At 66.3% G+C, this 20,146-nt stretch carries 15 protein-coding genes; 8 read left to right on the top strand and 7 right to left on the bottom strand.

Annotated features, from left to right (window positions below; translation table 11 throughout):
- The first annotated feature begins 59 nt into the window (after positions 1-59).
- Complete coding sequence (locus GV792_RS20530) at positions 60-1,409, top strand: hypothetical protein (RefSeq protein WP_163825904.1); 1,350 nt, start codon at positions 60-62, stop codon at positions 1,407-1,409.
- Positions 1,406-2,797, top strand: a complete 1,392-nt coding sequence (locus GV792_RS20525) for an outer membrane protein assembly factor BamB family protein (protein WP_163825903.1) — start codon at positions 1,406-1,408, stop codon at positions 2,795-2,797. The genes GV792_RS20530 and GV792_RS20525 overlap by 4 nt, the downstream gene beginning before the upstream one ends.
- A gap of 46 nt (positions 2,798-2,843) precedes the next feature.
- Here GV792_RS20525 and GV792_RS20520 read toward each other — a convergent pair whose 3' ends face one another.
- The 3 genes from GV792_RS20520 to GV792_RS20510 form a co-directional block, all read right to left on the bottom strand.
- Positions 2,844-4,250: a cellulase family glycosylhydrolase gene (locus GV792_RS20520; protein WP_163825902.1), complete on the bottom strand. Its 1,407-nt coding sequence runs from the start codon at positions 4,248-4,250 to the stop codon at positions 2,844-2,846.
- Between the two features lie 243 nt (positions 4,251-4,493).
- The gene (locus tag GV792_RS20515; protein ID WP_309139133.1) at positions 4,494-5,726 is read right to left on the bottom strand and encodes an RNA polymerase sigma factor; all 1,233 of its coding nucleotides are present in this window, start codon (positions 5,724-5,726) and stop codon (positions 4,494-4,496) included.
- Between the two features lie 11 nt (positions 5,727-5,737).
- Entirely contained in the window at positions 5,738-6,130 is a 393-nt protein-coding gene (locus GV792_RS20510; protein WP_163825900.1) for a YciI family protein, read from the bottom strand.
- Between the two features lie 229 nt (positions 6,131-6,359).
- Between GV792_RS20510 and GV792_RS20505 the strand changes: the two genes are divergently transcribed.
- The gene (locus GV792_RS20505) at positions 6,360-7,412 is read left to right on the top strand and encodes a hypothetical protein (RefSeq protein WP_256673854.1); all 1,053 of its coding nucleotides are present in this window, start codon (positions 6,360-6,362) and stop codon (positions 7,410-7,412) included.
- 287 nt (positions 7,413-7,699) lie between these two features.
- Here the strand turns inward: GV792_RS20505 and GV792_RS20500 are convergent, their stop codons facing one another.
- A complete protein-coding gene (locus tag GV792_RS20500) occupies positions 7,700-9,349 on the bottom strand; it encodes a hypothetical protein (protein ID WP_163825899.1) in 1,650 nt (549 codons plus the stop codon).
- 307 nt (positions 9,350-9,656) lie between these two features.
- Between GV792_RS20500 and GV792_RS20495 the strand changes: the two genes are divergently transcribed.
- Entirely contained in the window at positions 9,657-12,212 is a 2,556-nt protein-coding gene (locus tag GV792_RS20495; RefSeq protein WP_163825898.1) for an MFS transporter, read from the top strand.
- Positions 12,213-12,284: 72 nt separating this feature from the next.
- Here the strand turns inward: GV792_RS20495 and GV792_RS20490 are convergent, their stop codons facing one another.
- From GV792_RS20490 to GV792_RS20480, 3 genes are all read right to left on the bottom strand, one after another.
- Positions 12,285-14,432 (bottom strand): hypothetical protein, encoded by a 2,148-nt coding sequence (locus tag GV792_RS20490; RefSeq protein ID WP_163825897.1) that lies wholly within the window; start codon positions 14,430-14,432, stop codon positions 12,285-12,287.
- Positions 14,414-15,457, bottom strand: coding sequence for a LamG-like jellyroll fold domain-containing protein (locus GV792_RS20485; protein ID WP_163825896.1), 1,044 nt, complete (start codon positions 15,455-15,457; stop codon positions 14,414-14,416). Before GV792_RS20485 ends, GV792_RS20490 begins: the two co-directional genes overlap by 19 nt.
- A gap of 334 nt (positions 15,458-15,791) precedes the next feature.
- Entirely contained in the window at positions 15,792-17,738 is a 1,947-nt protein-coding gene (locus GV792_RS20480) for a copper-translocating P-type ATPase (RefSeq protein WP_163825958.1), read from the bottom strand.
- A gap of 529 nt (positions 17,739-18,267) precedes the next feature.
- Between GV792_RS20480 and GV792_RS20475 the strand changes: the two genes are divergently transcribed.
- The 4 genes from GV792_RS20475 to GV792_RS20465 are packed head-to-tail and all read left to right on the top strand — an operon-like array spanning position 18,268 to position 20,131.
- On the top strand, positions 18,268-18,498 hold the full coding sequence (locus tag GV792_RS20475; RefSeq protein ID WP_163825895.1) for a DUF6480 family protein: 231 nt from the start codon (positions 18,268-18,270) through the stop codon (positions 18,496-18,498).
- Positions 18,499-18,502: 4 nt separating this feature from the next.
- Entirely contained in the window at positions 18,503-19,066 is a 564-nt protein-coding gene (locus tag GV792_RS20470; RefSeq protein ID WP_175583181.1) for a nucleotidyltransferase family protein, read from the top strand.
- On the top strand, positions 19,066-19,341 hold the full coding sequence (locus tag GV792_RS29115) for a BON domain-containing protein (RefSeq protein ID WP_175584597.1): 276 nt from the start codon (positions 19,066-19,068) through the stop codon (positions 19,339-19,341). The genes GV792_RS20470 and GV792_RS29115 overlap by 1 nt, the downstream gene beginning before the upstream one ends.
- Positions 19,342-19,375: 34 nt before the next feature.
- Positions 19,376-20,131 (top strand): metallophosphoesterase family protein, encoded by a 756-nt coding sequence (locus GV792_RS20465; RefSeq protein ID WP_163825894.1) that lies wholly within the window; start codon positions 19,376-19,378, stop codon positions 20,129-20,131.
- Positions 20,132-20,146 lie beyond the last annotated feature (15 nt).

Genomic DNA, 20,146 nt, shown 5'->3' with positions numbered 1-20,146 from the left:
CCCGCACCCACGCATACGGCGGTGGGGTGCTGATCTAATGGTCGGCACCGGAGGGAGACATGGTGTCGGATACTGACAGCGACGTGAACGCGGACGGTCCCTCGCGGGCGGTGAGTGCGTGGACTACCGGGTTGGTCTGCGTTTCCATCGTGGCGTGCGGGGTGATCGCCGGCGGGCTGCTGCACGAGCCGGAACCGGAATTGACCACCACACCGCCCACGACGACCGCGCCGCCGGAGCCGGTAGAACACACTTATGTCACGCCGTCGGTGACCTATCCGACGCAGATCCCGGGATGCGTCACCGTAGATCCGCCGACCGAAGGCGGGTTGTTCGGATGGGCGGCGGTGGACGAGTTCGGCTACGACAACCCGGCCTTCCCCTGGTTCTCCGGTCCCAAGGCCGTCGCCATGTCGGCGGCTGTGCACGATGCGCTCCCCGAGGGGGTTGTCCTCGACTTCGCTCCCATCGACGATTCGCTGTTCTTCCAGCCGATTCTCGGCGACGAGACAACAGAATTCGACCCTTTCACCAACGCGCGCGCATCGCTGCGCCGCGGTGAACATGCGGGCTCGTTGTCGGTGTCGGTGCGGCCTTCCGATGATCCGATACCGCCCTGTGTCGCAGGCCAACTCGATGAACGTCGCCACCTCGCCGACACCACAGTCGTCGACACCGAGGATTCCTGGTCCGAAACCGACGGCGTCCGCACCTTTTCCCGCAGCGCCACCGCATATCTGCCGGACGGCAGCATGGTGATCGCGAGCGCCACTGATGCACCCCACGGCAGCGAGCCCACCGGCACCGTGCCGCTGACGATCGATGAACTCGTCCAGTTGGTGACCGTGCCTGGCGTGCGTGTCACCGCCGCCGTACCGCCAGGAACACCGCAACCGCCCGAGTCTTGTTCCGTTTCTGTTATGGGAGACCGGACTCCGCAGATCGATGAGGCGACTGCGCGGCGACTGGATGCGGTGCTGTCGCAGATCCCGATGGAAGGCTTGGTGCTTGATCGGCCACTCGGACAGCTACTCCCCGGCGGATCCGCTACGGGCGGGCTGTGCCAGACGGTCCGGGTCACCGCCGGCGGACAGCCGACGCGGCTGCGCGTCTCGATCGCGACCGAGCAACCGTCACCGGCCGAGACCCCGCGCCCGTCCTACGGTGACCGCCTGGTCAGCGATCGACAGTTGCCGGACGGATCGATCGTCGAAATCCGCGAATCGCACTTCGGCTCCTCCTCCGGCACCGGCCCGATGACCCAGCACATGTCCCGCACAGTGACCGTGACCCGCCCGAGCGGCACCAAGATTCAGGTGGTTTCCACCGCGGACTCCCCCACCGAACCCCTGCCCGCCACGCAACTCGAGGCGATCGCGTTGGCTCCCGGACTGGAGGTTCAACGATGACACCGGGCATTCGCAACCTGGTGCTCGCCGCAGTGGCCGCAGTCGTCACCAGTGCGGGTGCTGTCGCGGTGTTGACCCAGCCGGACGACACCACACGCAAGATCACCGGCACCAACGACGCCGCACCGGGTCTGGCGTGGTCGATCGACGCGGCCGCGACCTACGGCGAAGCGTTCGCGGAGTTCCGAGATCCCGCCTTCGGGACCGAATACGACCTCGGCGGAGCCGGTGTCATGGACGCGGGTGACACCCTCATCGCCGTGATCGGGGTGGCGGACGACGGCATGTCGCTGCGCGAACCGCGCATGTACGGGTTCGACACCGACACGGGCGAGAAGCGTTGGCAGGCACCCGCTGCCGATCTGAGCGGGTGCGCGGACGCCCCGGTCGACGGCATGCTCGTCTGCTACACGTCGGTGTCGGCCGAGGATCCCGCGCTGATCGGCTACGACATCGACACCGGCGCGATCACCCGCACGCCCTCCGACTGGATGGTGTTCGCCATCGCCGCGGTGGACGATCGGCTCTACGTCGCGGAAGGCGACGTCGAATCCGATGATGTCCGAGTGCATTCGGGAACTCTGTCCGATCCCGAGGTCCACTGGTCCAGATCGTTCGCCATGGGCACGGCATGGGAAAGCCTGTCTCCCGATGCGCTCGACGTTTCGCACGGACAGGGAATCTTCACCTTGGGCCCGGACCTGGCCAGCTTCGATCTGGTCACCGGCGAGCCGACGTTTACCGCCGCTCTCGAGGGATGTTCGCGCACTACAGCGACATCCGACGCCCTCCTGCACCGCGTTCATACCGAATGCGACGGCTACCGGGTCACCAGCACCGACATCCTGGACCGCACCGGCCGCGTTCTCGCCACCACGGACCGACCGGGCGTGCACGACCTGGCGCTGGACGAACCAGCCGACGATGCCGTCCCCGTCGTCATGGCCGACACCGCCTATGACCGCCGCGACGGAACCGTCCGCTGGACCAGCCCCGACCTCATCTACACCTCCGACGACACGGGCGAGGGTCCGACCACCCGCGGCGCCGCCACCGCGATCCTCGGCGACATCGCTCTATTGCAGGATCACACCGCACACACGATGTCCGGCCTGGATCTGCGCACCGGCCAACGCCTCTGGCGCACCGAATCCGACGGATATCCCCCTGTGCGGGCGTGGGATAGCCGGGTCGCCGTCCTCACCGACCCGACCGGTTTCCGAGCAATCGACCCCCGCACCGGCGAAACCGCCTGGACCACACCGTTCCGCGCCATCAACACCGATCCCGACGCGCTCACCGACAACGGTGAACTCATTGCCAGATCCCCTGGCCATTTCGTGTTCGCCGCCCCGCGCACGATGATCGCGCTGCACCCTCTGGATTGAGACGCGACGGGGTCGGCGCACCGAGACCCTCACGTCGAGGAGCTGATCACGGTCGCGTCACCGTGACCTGCACGCCGTCCTGGCCGGGGCCGGTGGTGAGTTCGAGCGTCCTGGCACCAGGTGCCGACACGATGGCCGCACCCTGGACCTCGACCTGGTACCCACCCGGATAGGTGCTCGGCGGCAGAAATATCTCGGTGCGGGCTCCAGGCGGGAACGGGTGACCGGAATCTGCGCGTTGGGTGCTGTATCGGAGGGTGAATATCGCGCTCGCACTGTCGTAGTTCCACTGCTGCGGTGTGCCCGCAACTGCCTGTGGGTACGGCCGCACCAGCGCAGGGTCCATCAGATTCGGACCGGTCGGTGGTTCCTGGGGATGTTCGGGTGTCTGGTTCTGCGATTGAGACCAGAACAACCAGGAAGCCATGTGGTCGTCGAATCTATCGGCGAGCCGCGTCAGCCTCGCGGCTTCTCTGGTCGCGCCGAATTCGGTAACCAACCCGACGACGCCCTCGAGGCCGGCGCGATTCAATCCGTTGGTGATACAGGTGTCGACCTCACCGACGCAGTAGTCGTGAAAGCTCATCCCCGCGTTCGGATCGCCGGTCGGATTCGGCATCCAGTTCGGTATGCCGAAGTCGTTGACCATGGGCGGTTCGTAGAACAACAGGTGTTCCGGGTCGACCCGGCGGATAGCATTCATCACCTTGCCCTGGAATGGCGCGAGGACATCCTTCTCGAAGTGGGGACAGCCCTGCGGGATGCAGGTCGGGTATTCCCAGCCTGGCCACGGCTCGTTGATGAGGTCATAACCCAGCACGTACGGCTCGCCGGCGAAATGTCGCGCGACATGGGCCCACATGGCCGCGTAGTGGTCCTGTAGCCCGACACCGTCGGGCGCGGCGCGGTTGCGCCAGAAGTTCGCCCATGCCTGGTTCTGCGCGGGGCTCGTCACGTAGACGAAGGGAAACCCGGGGGCGGGCTGCAGCGGAAACCCGTCGGTGATGGCCGCCCAGGCCGGGAAGCCGCTCCAACTGGCGCCCACCGATTCGTTGAACGCGTCCTGATGGGAATCGACGAGGCTGTAAATGCCATACCGGGCCAACAGCTGTTGGGTCTGCTCGAGCTGCTCGATGTAATTGTCGTCGTACACGCCGGGCTGCGGCTCCACCGCGTTCCATGCGAAGCCCAGTCGGACGGCGTTGAACCCGTTGTCCGCCAGGAACTGGGCGTCCCTGTCACCGAACCCTCCGGCGGCCGGGAAATACGGCGGGTACTTGTAGACCATGTTCACCCCGTGCAGGGTGACGACCCGCCCGTGCTCGTCGGTCAGCCAGCGACCCGCGTGCCCCAGCTCCGCAGCCGCGGGCGTCGCGACAGCCGGTGCGGTGGTCAGTCCCAGTAGCAACACGACCAATCCGAGACAGCGCACTGCCGAGAACATGATGGTCATCGCGCAAACCTTTCGACGTGTACGCGCCTGGGCGCTGTCGACCGAGCGAGAGACGCTTCGATGCGCGGTGGCCCTTACCGGCTGCTACCGCGGGTATGCCTGAACCTGGTGCATTGGATGAATCCGAACAGCACGATGATCGAGAATACCCCCGATGCAGAAAAGCTATGACTCGTTGGCTGGATTGGTTCGCCACTCTTCGCCTGCGTTCGCCGAGGCATGCGGTACCACTACCCGGCCGATTCAGCCCGAGCGCTCGGTCAGAGCCCGCATCCGGGCATTGAGGTAGCGCTGCTCGGGCAGGCTGGTCGTCAGCCGCGCGGCTTCCGAATAGCTCGCCACCGCTCCAGCGCGGTCGCCGGTCATTTCCAGTAGGTGGGCACGGACCGCGTGGGTGCGGTGGTGGCGGCGCATGGACGGGTCGTCGAGTAGTGGGTCGATGAGGGCAAGGCCCTGTTCCGCGCCGAAGGCCATGGCGAGGGCAACGGCTCGGTTCAGGGTCACGGCCGGGCCTGGCGCGACGCGGTCCAACATCGTGTAGAGGACACAGATCTGGGTCCAATCGGTGCGTTCCCAGGTCGGCGCCTCCGCGTGGACCGCGGCGATCGCAGCCTGGAGTTGGTAGCGGCCGACATGACCGCGGGGTAGCACCGTTTCGAGGATGTGCACGCCTTCGGCGATCAGCTCGGAATCCCAGCGGGTGCGGTCCTGTTCGGCCAGTGGAACGAGATCGCCGTGGTCGCTGCGAGTGGCCGCGCGGGCTTGGGTGAGCAGCATGAGGGCGAGCGCGCCTGCGACCTCGTCGTGGTCGGGAACGAGACGGTGCAGTTGCCGGGTCAGCCGAAGGGCTTCGCCGGCCAGGCCCGGATCGAGCAGTGCCGTGCCACCGGTTCGGGTGTGGCCCTCGGTGAACATCAGGTGGCACACATCGAGGACGGCGGCAACGCGGGCCGGGAGTTCTGCTGCCGCAGGGAGTTCGAAAGTCGCGCCCGCGGCACGCAATCCGGTTCGCGCGCGGGTGAGTCGTTGCGCCATAGTAGGTTCGGGCACCAGATAGGCGGCCGCGATCTGCGACGTGGACAGACCCGCGACGGCGTGCAAGGTCAGCGCGACCTGGGAAGAACGGCTCAGGCCGGGGTGGCAGCAGAGCAGGAATAGGCGCAAGGTGTCGTCGCCCGTGGCGGGCGGGTCCGCATCCGCCGCGGGGGCGAGGGCGTCCTCGGCACGGCAGGCGTGTGCGACGGTTTCCTCCCGCTCGAGGCGGGCACGGTCGGCGCGCTGCCGGTCGATCAGCCGCCGTGACGCCACACGGATCAGCCAGCCGCGCGGATTGTCCGGAACACCGTCGCGGGCCCACCGCACCGCCGCGGCCTCGGCGGCTTCCTGCGCGGCATCCTCACAATCGCCGAGGTCGCCGTGGCGTCGGAGCAGGGCGGTGAGGACATGCTGCGCCTCGCGGCGCCACACCTGCCCCACCGCCGCCGCATTCACTGGTCGTCGCCGCCGGGCCACATCGTGGGGCGCAGTTCGACCGTTTCCCCGGGTCCGGCGAATTGCGTGGCGATCTCCTCGGCACGTTCCCGGCTTTCGACATCGATCAAGAAGAAGCCGGCCAGGTGCTCCTTCGACTCCGAATACGGCCCGTCGGTGGACAGTGGTGTGCCGTCGCCCCAGCGATAGAGCCGAGAGGACTCCGGCGCGCCGAGCGCCTCCCCACCCACCAGTTCGCCGTTGTGTTGCATTTCGGTGAGCAGCCGCTCGAAATCGGCGTTGATCCGCTCGCGTTGCTCAGCGGGCAAGGCCTGGAATTCGGGCAGGAAGTCGCCGGTCGGATGACCCCACGGCTGGGGATTCGAGTGAATCAGGATCACGTACTTCATGGCTACGCTCCTCGGTCTGGTTCAGCGACGGACCGGTCTGGTCCATCCTCACCCGGAACGTCGGAGCAGCGGAGGCGTAAATCGACATCGCATCCGGAAATTTCTCACCGCTGTCACCCACTGTGATCGGAATCACTCTTCCGCACGTTGCTAGATACCCCTAGGGGGTATAGGTTTCTTGTCAGAAGAACAGCAGCCACGCAGGCGACGAACGACAAGGACCACGACGATGAGCGCCAACCTCCACACCAACCACTCCACCTCTTCCGACCAGGGTGTTCATGGCCCCGCCGTCGACGGCGGCGCGCACGCCGGCCACGGCACTCATGCGGCGCACAGCACCGCCGCAGCCGGCGCTACGGCTGGCGCAACCACACCCGCAGCGCACGGGAACCATGCCGGCCGCCACGCGGCGCACGCCGGACATGCGGGCCACGACGCGGCCGCCGGCTCTTCGACATCGGTCGATCACTCCGCCCACGCCGGACACGGCGGTTCGACTGCCGATCATTCGGCCCACGCCGGACACGGCGACCATGCAGCTCACGGCGGTTCCGAATTCCCCGGCGGTCTTCTGATCACCCAGGACGGCTATACCCTCGAACTCGCAAACACGATCATTCAGCCGGGCGAGGTCGATTTCCGGTTCCGGATCATCGACCCGGACGGCCGGGCGGTCACTGAATACACCCCCATCCACGACAAGGAACTGCACCTGATCGTGGTTCCGCGTGAGCTGACCGGGTTCTGGCACGTACACCCGGAGCGGGCGGCGGATGGCACGTGGTCGGTGCGATTGAATCTGCCGGAGGCGGGCGGCTACCGCGTGTTCACCGATATCGCGCCGCGCGACCTCGGCAAGACCATCACCCTCGGCGCGGACCTGGCGGTAGCGGGCATCTACTCACCGCGGCCCGCACCGGAGCCGGCCCGGACGTTCCAGGTCGACGGCTACGAGGTCGAGCTCGCCGGCGAACTCAGCACGGGCGCAGGGAGCCTGCTCACCCTCACGGTCCGCAAGGATGGTGCGCCGGTCACCGATCTGCAGCCATATCTGGCGGCATTCGGCCACCTCGTGATCATCCGGGGCGGCGACCTGGCCTACGTCCACGTCCACCCGAACGGCGAACCGGGCGACGGGATCACCGCTCCCGGCCCGGACATCTCGTTCCACACCGCCGTCCCGGGGCCGGGAACCTACCGGCTGTTCCTCGACTTCAAGCACGGTGACACCGTCCGCACCGCCGCCTTCACCCTGCGAACCGGACAGGTGAACCACTGACCGATCCGGGCGGCTGTCGTCTGCCGCGGGTCACCGGATCGAACAGGGCGCTCGGGCTACCGGGCGCCCTGTTCGCACGAATTCCCCTCCCTTACTTCTCTTTCCGAGCCTCATTCGCCCCCCGGGTCGGCGGCTCCTCTCCCCGAAAGCCACCTAAGTCTGCTCGGGCCGATCCCCAATCACAGGATTCGACCCGCGACACCTCCGCCGCCTTTCGCGCAGCAGCTACTGCGCCACGGATGCCGCGGCCGAGGTGAGGCGGCTGACCGTGGCCGCCGCGGAAACGGTCAGCGCTGCTTGCTGGTTCGGGCGCGGCGGCGGGCGGCCTGCATCTCGGCGAGTTCCTTTTCGAGTTCTTCGGCGATACGGAACTGGCCGGTGTCGTAGATGCTGGTGGCGTTGACGACCTCGTGCAGAGTCGGCTCGCCGTCGGCGCTCGCCTTGCCCTTGGCCTTGCGGCCACGGGACGCACCCATCTTGGCGGTGTCCGCTGCAGCCGCAGCGCTGAATGCCGGAGCGGGCTCGGGCCGATCGATACTCACCGTCTGCGCCTGGCTGTCGGCAGGCTTCGATTCCGCCGGGCGAGCGGCGACCGACGTCTTGGCGGCCACGGTCGTGGCAGCGGTCTCCGACGCCTTGGCGACCGCCGCGGACGACTGCTGAACGGGTTTCGCTGCACCGTTCGAGGAGCCCGACGGACCCGACCCACTGTTGGCGGACGAGCCATTCGTCTTCATGGCCTCGGTGGCCGCGGTTCGCGTGCCATTGAGTCCGGCAGCGATACCGTTGCTGTCCGACGTGGCGCCATTGGACGCGGCGCGCACGGTCGGCGAGGCCACGGAACGCTCGACGACGGACGTCATGTCACCGGAACCGAAGAACACATCGTCATCGAACGAAATCGGAACCTTCGGCGTCGCAGGCTTGTTCGAGGCGCGGAATGCCGCGCGCGGGGCGGCGGGCTCCTGCTTCTGTTCGAGCACCTCCGTCTCGGCATCGAACTCGAGCACCTCGCCGTTGACCGGCTCCCCAACGACTTCCGGCTCTGAAACCGCTTCCTGCACTACGACATCCGGTTCGATGATCACTGGCTGCTGGAGCGCGTAGTCCGGCGAGCTGAGCCGAAAGCTCGAGATACTCGGCATCCGGTTGCGGATCTGCTCAGCCGGATCGGGCAGCTCCTTGACCTGCTCGGTCGCGCGCGCGATGGCCAAACCGTACCTGGCGCTGACCGCGTCGTGGATGAGCAGCGCGACACCGATCATCACCGGAGCGACCGCGTGCACGGCCGCCTCGTACCACTGGCCATCTCGCACATACGGGTAGGTGTTGAGGCTGACCGTCAGCGCCAGCAGGGCGATTTCGGCGGCGGCGACCTTTTGCCGGTTGTCGACCACACCCCACTCCGACACCTTGTTGGTGCCGATCATGATGATGATGAGGCAGACACTGATCATCGCCTCGATCAGGTAGCTGAACCAGTACAGCGGGTCGCCGGGCCCGCCGGGCGCGATGTTCTGCTGCACGTTGACCGCCGACCACAGCATTCCTGCGCCGACCACACCGGCAAGTGCCCGCAGCGACCATGCGCGGTGCCGGTAGAGCGAGGCCAGTTTGGCGTGCGGGCTGGATTCGCGCTGCTGGTTGGCAATTGCCTTACGGGCGAGCAAGAGATCTCGAATGTCGGCCTTCTCGATTTCCTCGGTGGTCTGTCTGGCTCGATCGGATGCGGCGGCAGCCGCCTGGGCTTGTTTCCAGCGTTGCGCACGGTCCTGGACGCGAATGCGCTCGGCGAGTTCACGTTCGGCGTGCAGCTCGTCTTCCGACAGCGCATCGGTGAGCGCCGGATCGAACTGGTACGCCAGCCGGCCGCGGGCCTTTTCGACCCGCCGCGCCAGCTGTGAGACCTCGTCCTCGATGGGATGCTCGATGGTCACATCGACTCCCGGCGGCACAGATCGGATGGCGGGCAGACGATCACACGTGGCAGTGGCACATCACATTCATAGTCGATGCACCGTTGTCGGCGAAACCATAGATTCCCATCGGCGACGCGGACGACCGCGACCGCACCCGGTGATGGCCGACACACCCGCTGACTGTATAGTTTGCCAACGCAACTAGTTGCTGTTGCTAAACAATTCTGCTGGGGCGCACACCCTGTTCGCGCGCCGCCTATCCGGTCGACGGCAGCGCTTCGGTGCGCTCCCCAGCCACGGCTACCAGATCAGGATCAGGGCTCACATGACCACATCGACCACCCGGGCGGACGCGGGGCCCCCGGAGACCGGCGAGAGCACCACCCTGTCGCACCGGCAGGTGCTGACGATTCTCTCCGGCCTGCTGCTCGGGATGTTCCTGGCCGCACTGGACCAGAACATCGTGAGCGTCGCGATCGTCAACATCGCCAACAGCTTGCACGGCTTCGACGAACAGGCATGGGCGACCACCGCCTATCTGATCACCGCGACCATCACCACACCGCTGTACGGCAAGCTCGCCGACATCTACGGTCGCAAACCGTTCTATCTCATCGCGATCGGGCTGTTCGTCATCGGTTCGGTGGCCTGCACCTTCGCCACCTCGATGTATCAGCTCGCCGCGTTCCGCGCGTTCCAGGGCTTGGGCGCGGGCGGTCTGATGTCGCTGGCGTTCACCATCATCGGCGATATCGTTCCTGCCCGGGAACGCGTGCGCTACCAGGGCTATTTCATGATCGTCTTCGGCGGCGCGACCGTGCTCGGCCCGGTACTCGGTGGCTTCTTCTCCGATTACGAGATCCTCGGCGGCATCGAGGGCTGGCGCTGGGTGTTCCTGGTGAATGTGCCGGTCGGTGTGCTCGCGATGATCGTGGTCGCGAAGGTGCTCAACGTTCCGCACCAGCGTCAGAACCATCGCATCGACTGGCCGGGTGCGCTGGCGCTGGCGGTGTTCGTGGTGCCGTTGCTGGTCGTGGCAGAACAGGGCAGGCATTGGGGCTGGGATTCGACCAAGGCGTTGACCTGCTACGGCATCGGAGCCGCGGGCCTGCTGTTGTTCGTCGTGATCGAGTTCCTGATGAAGGATGCGGCGCTGATTCCGCTGCGGCTATTCAAGAACTCGACGTTCAGCGTCACGATTGCGGGCGGCTTCATCGTCGGTGTCGCGATGTTCGGCGCGATCACCATGGTTCCGCAGTATTTCCAGGTGGTGCGCGGCTATTCCCCGACCAAGGCGGGTCTGCTGATGCTGCCGTTGGTGCTCGGCATCATGATCGGCTCCGGAGTGGCAGGCCAGATCACCAAACGCACGGGGCGGTACAAGATCCTGCCGGTGGCGGGCACGTTCATCATCGCGGTCGGCGCGGTGCTGTATGCGCAGGTGCACTACGACAGCGCGCTGTGGCAGCCGCTGGTCTACGGCGGTGTCATCGGGCTCGGGCTCGGCTGCTGCATGCAGACTCTGATCATCGCCGCCCAGAACGCCGGCCCGCGCTCGGATATGGGCGTATCCACCGCGTCGGCGACGTTCTTCCGCCAGATGGGCGGCACCCTCGGTGTCGCAATCTTCCTGACGATCCTGTTCAACCTGCTGCCACGCAAGATCACCGATGCCTTCGGCGGGCAGCTGCCACCAGGATTCGATTCGGCCGCGCTCGGCGATCTGCAGAGCAATACCAGCGGGATCGCCGCGCTGCCGCCGGAACTGCGGGTGCCGATCCTGACCGGGTTCACCGACTCCATGCAGGGCGTGTTCTACGCGGCCGCCGCGGTCGCGCTGCTGGCCTGTGTGGTGTTGATGTTCATGAAGGAGATCCCGCTGCAAGATGCGCCGGTGCCCGCCGCGCAGCCCGAGCCCGCCGAACACGCGGCTGCCGCTGAGGCGGACACCGCGCCCTCATGGGATGAGGACCAGGTGTGGGAGGGCGCGGCGCAGGCACTGTCCGAGCCGGAACCGGTGCTGGCCGCCGCCGCGGCCCGGCATGCCAAGGCCAACGGTCATGCCGGGCTCGACAGCACCGCGACGGCCGCGGTCGATTCCGGGAACGGGTACAGCGATGACGTCTCGATCACCGGCCGGGTGCACCGCGAGGACGGGCATCCGGTCCCCGACGCGGCGCTGACCCTGATCGATCCGCGTGGCCGCCAAGCCGCGCGAGCCACCGGCGACGGGCACGGCGAATTCGCGTTCGGGGCCGCCGATGCGGGCAGTTATGTGCTGATCGCGTCGGCGAGCGGACATCAGCCCACTGCGGTCAATGTGACCGTCGGGTCACAGCCACAGCGGCTGGACCTCACGCTGCACGGTTCCGGGCGGCTGTCCGGGGTGGTGCGCTCGGCGGGCAGCGGTGATCCGCTGGCCGGGGCGACGGTGACGCTGACCGATCAGCGGGGCGAAGTCGTCGCGGCAGCCTTGTCCGGTGAGGACGGTACCTACGTGTGTGAGGGCGTTGTCGCGGGGTCGTACACGCTGGTGGCGGTGGCCGACCATATGCGGCCCGATGCGATCACCCTGTCGGTGCCCGACACCGGTGTGCTGCGCCACGATGTCGAGCTGACACCGATGGCGGTGCTGGTCGGTACCGCGGCTACCGAGGACGGACGGACCATCGCCGACGCCCAGATCACGGTGCTCGACGACACCGGCGAACTGACCGCCACCGCACGCACCGACGAACACGGCCGCTATGTGGTGCCGGACCTGCCCGTCGGCCGATACACGATCGTCGCGCGGGGATATCCAGCGGTCACCGGCCAGGTGCTGGTGTCCGGCGGGGAGGTCTCCCACGACGTGCAGCTGGGATACGACAGCGAGGATTGAGATCGGTAGTGCCGGCGCCGGGCCATGAGTTCCGGCGCCTGCCCCGCTGAGAGATTTGCCCATTCGATCCGGCTACAACTCCCCCATCGTCTTGCCGTATTCCAAGCCCTTGAGGAAGACGTACCAGAAGTCGGGAAAGGTCATACCAGCGCGTCGCGACAACGGATCCGATTCAACATGCTGGCCCCAGCGGCCCCTGAAGCCCGATTGCTTGTCATCCGATGGCCACCACTTCTGCGTGGTGCGGTCGACGAGGTAGTCGTAGGTGCGGCCACCCACAGTGTGCCCTTGGCGGCTGCGCCATTCCTCGGTCACGTGGGCGCCGCCGACAGCGACGCCCGCCGGACGGATTGTCAACCCGGCGGCGGCGCTGGCGGCAGTGACGTCATCTGGCACGACGTCCGCTGGGGTGAACTGGTCGAGCCAGCCCGACGGCTTGCCTTCAGGGTTCGGCCAGTAACCCTCCAGGATGAGCAGCTCCCAAGCCAGAAGAGGATCCGAAACGGCCAGAGCGATCTTCGCCCAGAACACAGCGTCAGCAGGCTTGACCGGTTCGGGCAGGATCTCCGACGGGGTGTCAACGCGTCCGCACAGCGAGGGCTGGTGTTCGTACTCGTACGGAGCCACCTTGTGGCTTCCGGGCGTCAGGTACAGGCTGTGTGTTTCTGCTGCAACGTAGAATCGTGGATGACTGGCGTCACGCTCAGGCAGCCTCGGCACCTTGTCATCGGGGTCCCACGCCGCGACCTTCATGTTGGTGCGGGGGTCACCGTCGGAACCCTGGGGCGCTCGATGCGTCTTGCCGGGCAAGTAGGGCGTCTGGAGTCCGGTGAAGCCGATATGTGTCGGACGGAACGGCGCGTTCGCATCGGCACGGTCGAGAAGGATTGCGACGCAACCCCAGTGACCGACGAACGACGCGACCTCACCTGCTTCGACGTTGGTGCATGCGGTCTGCCCGCCTCCGATCTGTACGGAGGCGCTTACGCCCTGCTCGTGTGCGGGAAAGAACAGGTAGTAGCACAGAAGCGTCGGGTTCACGAACGGCTGCGCGAGTGTGAGACCAAGGAACTTGCTGTCGGCGAGCTGTCGTAGCCGCGCAGTATGGATGACTTCGGAGTAATACCAGAACCTGCTGTCTTTCAGGGATTGATAACGATTCTTCAGCTCATCTCGGTTACTGAATGGGTGTGAACTCGTATCGGTCACGGCAGCCTGCGCGACCTCGGATTTATCCTTCCAGCCACCGAGTTCGAGGAAAGGTTCGGCATCGCCGTGGTGGCCGGGATGGCCGATGAAATTCGTAGTGCCGTCGTCCTCGGTGCGGATGTGACCGGCAGCTACTGCTGGAGCGCGCGGAAACGATGCGGATACTGTTCCACCCCACGACTTTTTGCTGTCGCCCGGCAGGAACGACGTCCACAGGGCAGCTGCCTCGACGAACCTTTTCGGATCCGATGGCACCCAGCTCTCACCGAGTGGCGTAACCAGAACAGGCTCGAACTGGCGCACCAATTTTTCGTCGTCGGTGCCCGGAGGCGGTGGTGGTGGCGGCGCTGCCTTGATTTCCAGTGCGATTGCGCCGGCTCGCTTGGCTGTGCCCCAGGTCCAGCCGATCATTTGGCCACCGGTATCGCGGTCCTGTGTCTGCATGTTCGCCGAGGCGCCGATCTGCTCGGGAGCGGATTGCTCGTGAATCTCGACGAATCCGGTTACGGGCGAGATCGGTTCGTTCGGATCGTTGACGAGCTCGAGTGTGATACCGCCAGCGGTGACGCTTCCCGCGGCGGGCTGCGCGGTGAGCGACAGTTGCATCGACTGCCCCGGCGGGTTCAGTTGGCCCGAAACAGGCTGGGCTGCGGCATCGGATCCATTCGCCCCACCTGTATGCGCACCGTTGTAGGCGAACACCGACCAGGCACACCCGCCCTGAGCGGACGAGTAATCGATGCGCAATGTACCTGCGGTCGGCGCTGCACCCATCGCCCGAAAACATGCGAGTCGATATTTGGCGAACGAACCGAAGGCCACGCTCGTCACGAGTTCCCAGGAGAGGCCGTTGCCGGTGAGCCTGGGGTCCGGCGGCGGTTCGATAGAAGCAACGGAGAAGCTCGAAACAAACACCAGCACAAGCTGGTTTGCGCCCGGGGTGTAGGACGCTGTCGTGTATGTTGCCGCATTGGCGGCGCTGTTGTCGGCGGTCAGGACGATTCGGTCCACTGTCCCCCCTGTATCAGCGCAGTGAGTTGCTTATCGCAGTCGGGTACACCCAGGTCCTCGCACATCCGGGTGATGCAGGCGGAATCCGACGCCGCAGGAAATGTCACCAGGCCCGCACCTTGGGCGAATTCAGCGAAATCCTGCAACAGTGACGTCATCTGTGCGCTATCGATCTGCCCCGACTTCCACAGTTCGTGATAGCGCTCAGCGGTGTAATCGAGTTCTGCCCGGGCTTCGTCGTTCTCCATGAAGGCACGGATCGACGGCCGAATGCAGCCCTCGACAATCCCCGAAATCTCCTCGGCACAAGATTGATTCGCACGCGCCCACACACCAAGGCGCCGAAGCCAGTCCCCCCAGCATTCCTTTGTCGACGAGTCCATCGGGCGGTTCAGGAAGTCGCTTACTTTGCGGATCGGGTTAGCGCGCCAGATCTTCACCTCGTCGATGGCACAGCGCGACGCCTGTGTCCCGTTCGAATTGGCACCTATGGCCACGATGCCGGTCGCGTCCACAGGATTCGACGGCTCATCCTTCTGAGCTACCACTGCCCCGTCGATATGTAGTTCCGTGTGCCCGAGACCGTCGTGCAGGAAACCGAGCGTGGTCCATGTGCCGACTGGAATTGCCGCACCCGCGACGACGGCATCGTCGGTGAGCGTCAACATGCTGACATCGAAAGACGTCGTGAAGAACCATCCCGTCAATCCATTGTGCGTGTCGAGGCTGAACGTTCCACCATCGATGATGGTCCCGCCCGGCGGCGTACTGTCGAACTTCACGGTGACTTCGCCGTAGACCGCATCGATCGGACTCCAACTACGCGACGCCGGAATCAGAATGCGCGCACCCGGAGTCGAGAATTTCACAGCGCCGGAACCTGGCGCGACACCGTCAGCGAAGAAATCGTTCTCGTCAAGGCCGACAATTTTTCCGTGCGAGCGGCCTGACGGGGAAACATCGAATGCCACGCCGGGCGAGCCGGCGTAAGTGTGATGGCAGACGAGTTCCCAAATATCGGCCATCGAATCTCCTCGATCCGTAGTGGCGATTGAACGTCAGCTGCTATTCGAATCGTGAGTGCTGTCGACAGCACCAACCTTCCCGATTCTAAGACCGGGCGGACTCTGTTGTCTACGATGGCGTCGAGATGCGGACAATGCATATGCCTCTCAGTCCGCTCTCGATCGGGTCGGGGCCGAGTCGGTACGTCCGGCCTAGGCCACCGGACGCTCAGATGCGCCCACGAGACGACCGAGCGCGACCACGACCACACGCATCGCCGTCCGATCGTCCGCATCAGCCTGGTGCGATGTCCTGCGACCGATCTCGGGTGCAGCCTGAAGCCGTTCCTCCGCTTCACCTTCGACGCGCCTGTCGTGTTCCCAGTACCGCCGCCGGGCGCAGATCCAGCCCACGCAACAGCTGGGCATTGATCGCGACGACCACCGTGGACGCCGACATCAGCAGCGCTCCCACCTCCATCGGCAGGGTGACACCCCAGTGCGCGAGCACGCCGGCGGCCAGCGGCACCGAGATCAGGTTGTATCCGGCTGCCCAGCTGAGGTTTTGGATCATCTTGCGGTAGGTGGCGCGGGACAGTGCCATGACCGACAGCACCGAGCGTGGGTCGTCACTTGCCAGCACCACACCGGCCGACGCGATCGCCACATCGGTGCCCGCGCCGATCGCCAGCCCCACGTCGGCCTGGGCGAGAGCGGGGGCATCGTTGACGCCGTCACCGACCATGGCGACGATCCGTCCCGCCGATTGCAGCGATTGCACCTTGGCGCCTTTGTCCTGCGGAAGTACGCCGGCGAATACCTCATCGATCCCGAGTTGGCGTGCGACGGAATTCGCGACGGGGGCGGCGTCACCGGTGATCATGGCGACGTGCACGCCGCGATCGTGCAGTGCATCGACTGCTTGCTTGGACTCCGGACGGATCTCGTCGGCCAGAGCGAGGGCGCCGACCACCGCGCCGTCCCGGATCACGTGCAGTACGGTGGCGCCTTGCGCTGCCCAGTCGGCGGATTCGGGTAGTTCCGCGAGCCCGTGTTCGCCGAGCATGCCTGGACCGCCGACGCTGACCGTCGCGCCGCCGACCCGGGCGGTGACGCCGACACCGTTGCGCGCCGCGAAATCCGTCGCGCTCGGTACTGCCGATCCGCGCTGCTCGGCGGCGATGACGATGGCACGGCCGAGTGGATGTTCACTGTCGCCCTCGACCGCCGCTGCCAGGGTGATCACCTCGACCGCGTCGTACCCAGAGGTACCTGCGGCGTCCACCACCGCGGGTTCGCCCTTGGTCAGAGTGCCGGTCTTGTCGAACAGCACGGCGTCGACGGTGCGCATGGCCTCCAGCGAACGGCGGTCGGTGATCAGCACACCTGCCTTGGCGGCGCGTTCGGTCGCGATGGAGACGACCAACGGGATGGCCAGGCCGAGCGCGTGCGGGCAGGCGATGACGAGAACGGTGATCGTGCGGGTGACGGCGGCATCCGGTTCCCCGAGGGCGAGCCAGACCGTCGCGGTGATCGCGGCGGCACCGGCCGCGAACCAGAACAGCCACCCAGCGGCGCGGTCAGCGAGCACCTGTGCCCGTGAGGTCGAATTCTGAGCCTCGCTGACCAGCCTCTGGATCCCGGCCAGCGCGGTGTCCTCACCGACTGCCGTGATGCGGACTCGCAGCGCCGAGTCGGTGGTGACGGTGCCCGCGACCACCCGATCGCCCTGCGCCCGCCGCACGGCGACGGATTCGCCGGTGATCATGGATTCGTCGACGTCGGCCGCGCCCGATTCGACCACCCCGTCGGCGGGCACTCGTCCGCCGGGTCGCACGACCACCAGATCGCCTTCGGCGAGGTCGGCGACCGCGACCGTGCTGATCGCGTCACCATCGACCCGCTCGGCTTCGTCGGGCAGCAGCGCCGCCAACGATTCCAGCGCGCTCGACGCCTGCCCCAGCGACCGCATCTCGATCCAGTGCCCGAGCAGCATGATCACGATGAGCAGGGCCAGCTCCCACCAGAAGTCCAGCTCGTGCGAAAGAATTCCCAGCACCGCACCCCACGACGCGACGAACGCGACCGTGATGGCCAAGGCGATCAGCAGCATCATTCCCGGCTGACGTACCCGGATCTCGCTCACCGCCCCGGTCAGGAACGGCCGCCCGCCCCACACGTACATGACCGTCCCCAGCACCGGCGACACCCAGGTGACCGGCCCGCTGTGCGGCAGCTCGTATCCGATCAGGTCCGCGAACATGGCGTTGAACGCGACGACCGGCACCGCCAGCACGAGCATGATCCAGAACAAGCGCCGGAATTGCGCGACGTGATCACCGTGCCCCGCGTGACCACCGTGCTCACCATTGCCCACGGAACCTCCGTGCTCGGTGTGCCCCACTCGACCATCACGCGCTGTGTGCCCGCTTTGGCCGCTCTGCCCGGCGCGGCCCGCGTGCGCAGCGTGCTCGTGCCGCTCGGCACCGCTGGTCGGATCGCCACGATTCGATCGGCTACCCTGCCTCGGCCCGCACCCGCCTGGTGGTGGCCGATGGTCCTGACGCGATCCGCCCTCGGAGCCCATACCTGGATGGTACCCATCCGGGGTATAACAATCACCCACCTCGCCGACCGGCCGAAACAGGGACGCTCGATCAGCCGACTCGCGCCGATTGACCGATATCAAACGGGGTACGCGCCCAGCATGGAGCTACTCGTGATCATCGCAATCCCTGTGCTGGTCGCGGCGGTCATCATCTACCGCAAGGCGACCGGAAAACACCCGAACGAGCCGTTGACACCAGACAACGACGGTGAGTAGGTCTGTCATGACATCCATGGATCCCGACCCGTCCCGCACTCCCGGTCTGGAGCCCGGCGGTGGCGTCGCGCCCGGCACCACACCGCCGGAGACCGCACAGACTTCCGGGTTGTCGGCGCCGGAGCCCGATACTCGCCACCGCTTCCCCATCACTGGAATCGCGGCGATCGTCGTGACCGCGATCGTCGTCGGGCTGTTCATCGTGGTGGCGGTGGCGCTGCTGGTTTCGCTCGGGTAGCCGCATGGCACCGACGATCGACCAACTGCTGCACGCCCTCACCCGCGCGGCCAATGCCCTGACCGAGGACGGGATTCCGTTCGCGGTTGCCGGGGGCTGCGCGGTGTACGCACGCGGCGGGCCCGCCTCCGACCACGACGTCGACCTGTTCGTCCGGCCGGCCGACATCGGCAGGGTGCGCAGCGTGCTGGCCCGTGCGGGCCTGCGGGTGGCCGACGCCGCTGAGGATTGGCTGACCAAGGCCTACGACGGCGACACCCTCATCGACGTCATCCATCGACCCAACGACCGTGAGGTCACCGATGAACTGCTGGCGCGCGCACAGGTGATGGCGGTGGGCCCGACCAGAGCGCCCGTCGTCGACGGCACCGATCTGATGGTCGACAAGCTGCTGGTCTTCGGCGCGCATCGACTCGACCTCAGCCCGTTACTTGGTATCGCGCGCGATCTGCGGGAGCAAGTGGACTGGCCATCGGTCCGTGCGCAGACCGAGCATTCGCCCTATGCGAAGGCGTTTCTCGGGCTGATCGATGATCTCGGCATCGCCGACACCGGAAGGGGGAACTGATGCCGGAAACCATCGGCGAACCCGAATCCATCCCGCCGCAGTACTTGGTCGCCCGGTTGCATCGAGCGCTGGCCGAGGATCCGCGCACCGCCGAACTCGGTGTGCAGATCCACATCCGCGGCGGTGTGATCGTCCTCGACGGCGAGGTGACCAGCGCCGAACGCAAACAGCAGCTGGAGAACACAGTGCGCGAACTCGTCCCGAACGCACCCATCCACAACGAGGTCAGGGTTGGCTCGACGGCGCAACCGGGCCCGAGCGAGGAATTGCGGTGAGCGTGGCGAACCCGAGCGGAAGGAGTTGGCCGGCATGCGGATCGCGGCAGTAGGAGACATCCATCTGGGCACCGATTCGCACGGATCGTTGCGCCCGGCGCTGCACGAGCTGCCCGGCCGCGCCGACGTGCTGCTGCTGGCCGGGGATCTGACCAAACATGGCACCGTCGATGAGGCCCGCGTGGTGGCCGAGGAATTCGCGGATCTGACGGTCCCGGTGATCGCCGTGCTCGGCAACCACGATTATCACAGCGACGCGCAGGACGAGATCACCGAATTGCTCCGCGCCCATGGAATCACCGTGCTGGAAGGTGGCGCCACCACCGTCGAGGTCGACGGGTCCACGCTCACGGTTGCCGGCACCATCGGCTTCGGCGGCGGCTTCGCCGGGAAATGCGCGAGCGTGTTCGGTGAGCGACTGATGCGCGAATTCGCCGGGCGCACAGTCGCACTCGCCGATTCCCTGCGCGGTGCGCTGGCCTCGAGCAATGCCGATGTGACCGTGGCCATGACCCACTACTCCCCTGTCACCGACACCTTGCACGGCGAACCGCCGGAGATCTATCCGTTCCTCGGTTCGTACCTACTCGGTGAGGCGATCGATGACGCGGGCGCCGATCTAGCCCTGCACGGGCATGCGCACGCAGGATGCGAACACGGCACGACCCCCGGCGGCATCCGGGTCCGCAATGTCGCCCAACCGGTGATCCGAGCGGCGTACACGGTCTACGACCTGCGGCGACCGGAGACCACGTCGACCGAAGTCGCTCGCTCAGGCACGGCACGCTGACCGCAAGACGCGATC

It is taken from the genome of Nocardia cyriacigeorgica (assembly GCF_010868145.1).
GTDB lineage: Bacteria > Actinomycetota > Actinomycetes > Mycobacteriales > Mycobacteriaceae > Nocardia > Nocardia cyriacigeorgica_D.
This window is presented reverse-complemented; position numbering and strand designations above follow the sequence as displayed.

Coding starts and splice junctions, on each gene's coding strand:
- GV792_RS20475 (WP_163825895.1), top strand. CDS start 18,268: ATGACATCCATGGATCCCGACCCGTCCCGCACTCCCGGTCTGGAGCCC.
- GV792_RS20530 (WP_163825904.1), top strand. CDS start 60: ATGGTGTCGGATACTGACAGCGACGTGAACGCGGACGGTCCCTCGCGG.
- GV792_RS20480 (WP_163825958.1), bottom strand. CDS start 17,738: ATGCTCGTGCTGGCGGTGCCGGTCGTCGCGTTCAACGCCATGTTCGCG.
- GV792_RS20465 (WP_163825894.1), top strand. CDS start 19,376: ATGCGGATCGCGGCAGTAGGAGACATCCATCTGGGCACCGATTCGCAC.
- GV792_RS20505 (WP_256673854.1), top strand. CDS start 6,360: ATGAGCGCCAACCTCCACACCAACCACTCCACCTCTTCCGACCAGGGT.
- GV792_RS20485 (WP_163825896.1), bottom strand. CDS start 15,457: ATGGCCGATATTTGGGAACTCGTCTGCCATCACACTTACGCCGGCTCG.
- GV792_RS20470 (WP_175583181.1), top strand. CDS start 18,503: ATGGCACCGACGATCGACCAACTGCTGCACGCCCTCACCCGCGCGGCC.
- GV792_RS20525 (WP_163825903.1), top strand. CDS start 1,406: ATGACACCGGGCATTCGCAACCTGGTGCTCGCCGCAGTGGCCGCAGTC.
- GV792_RS20520 (WP_163825902.1), bottom strand. CDS start 4,250: ATGACCATCATGTTCTCGGCAGTGCGCTGTCTCGGATTGGTCGTGTTG.
- GV792_RS20510 (WP_163825900.1), bottom strand. CDS start 6,130: ATGAAGTACGTGATCCTGATTCACTCGAATCCCCAGCCGTGGGGTCAT.
- GV792_RS20495 (WP_163825898.1), top strand. CDS start 9,657: ATGACCACATCGACCACCCGGGCGGACGCGGGGCCCCCGGAGACCGGC.
- GV792_RS29115 (WP_175584597.1), top strand. CDS start 19,066: ATGCCGGAAACCATCGGCGAACCCGAATCCATCCCGCCGCAGTACTTG.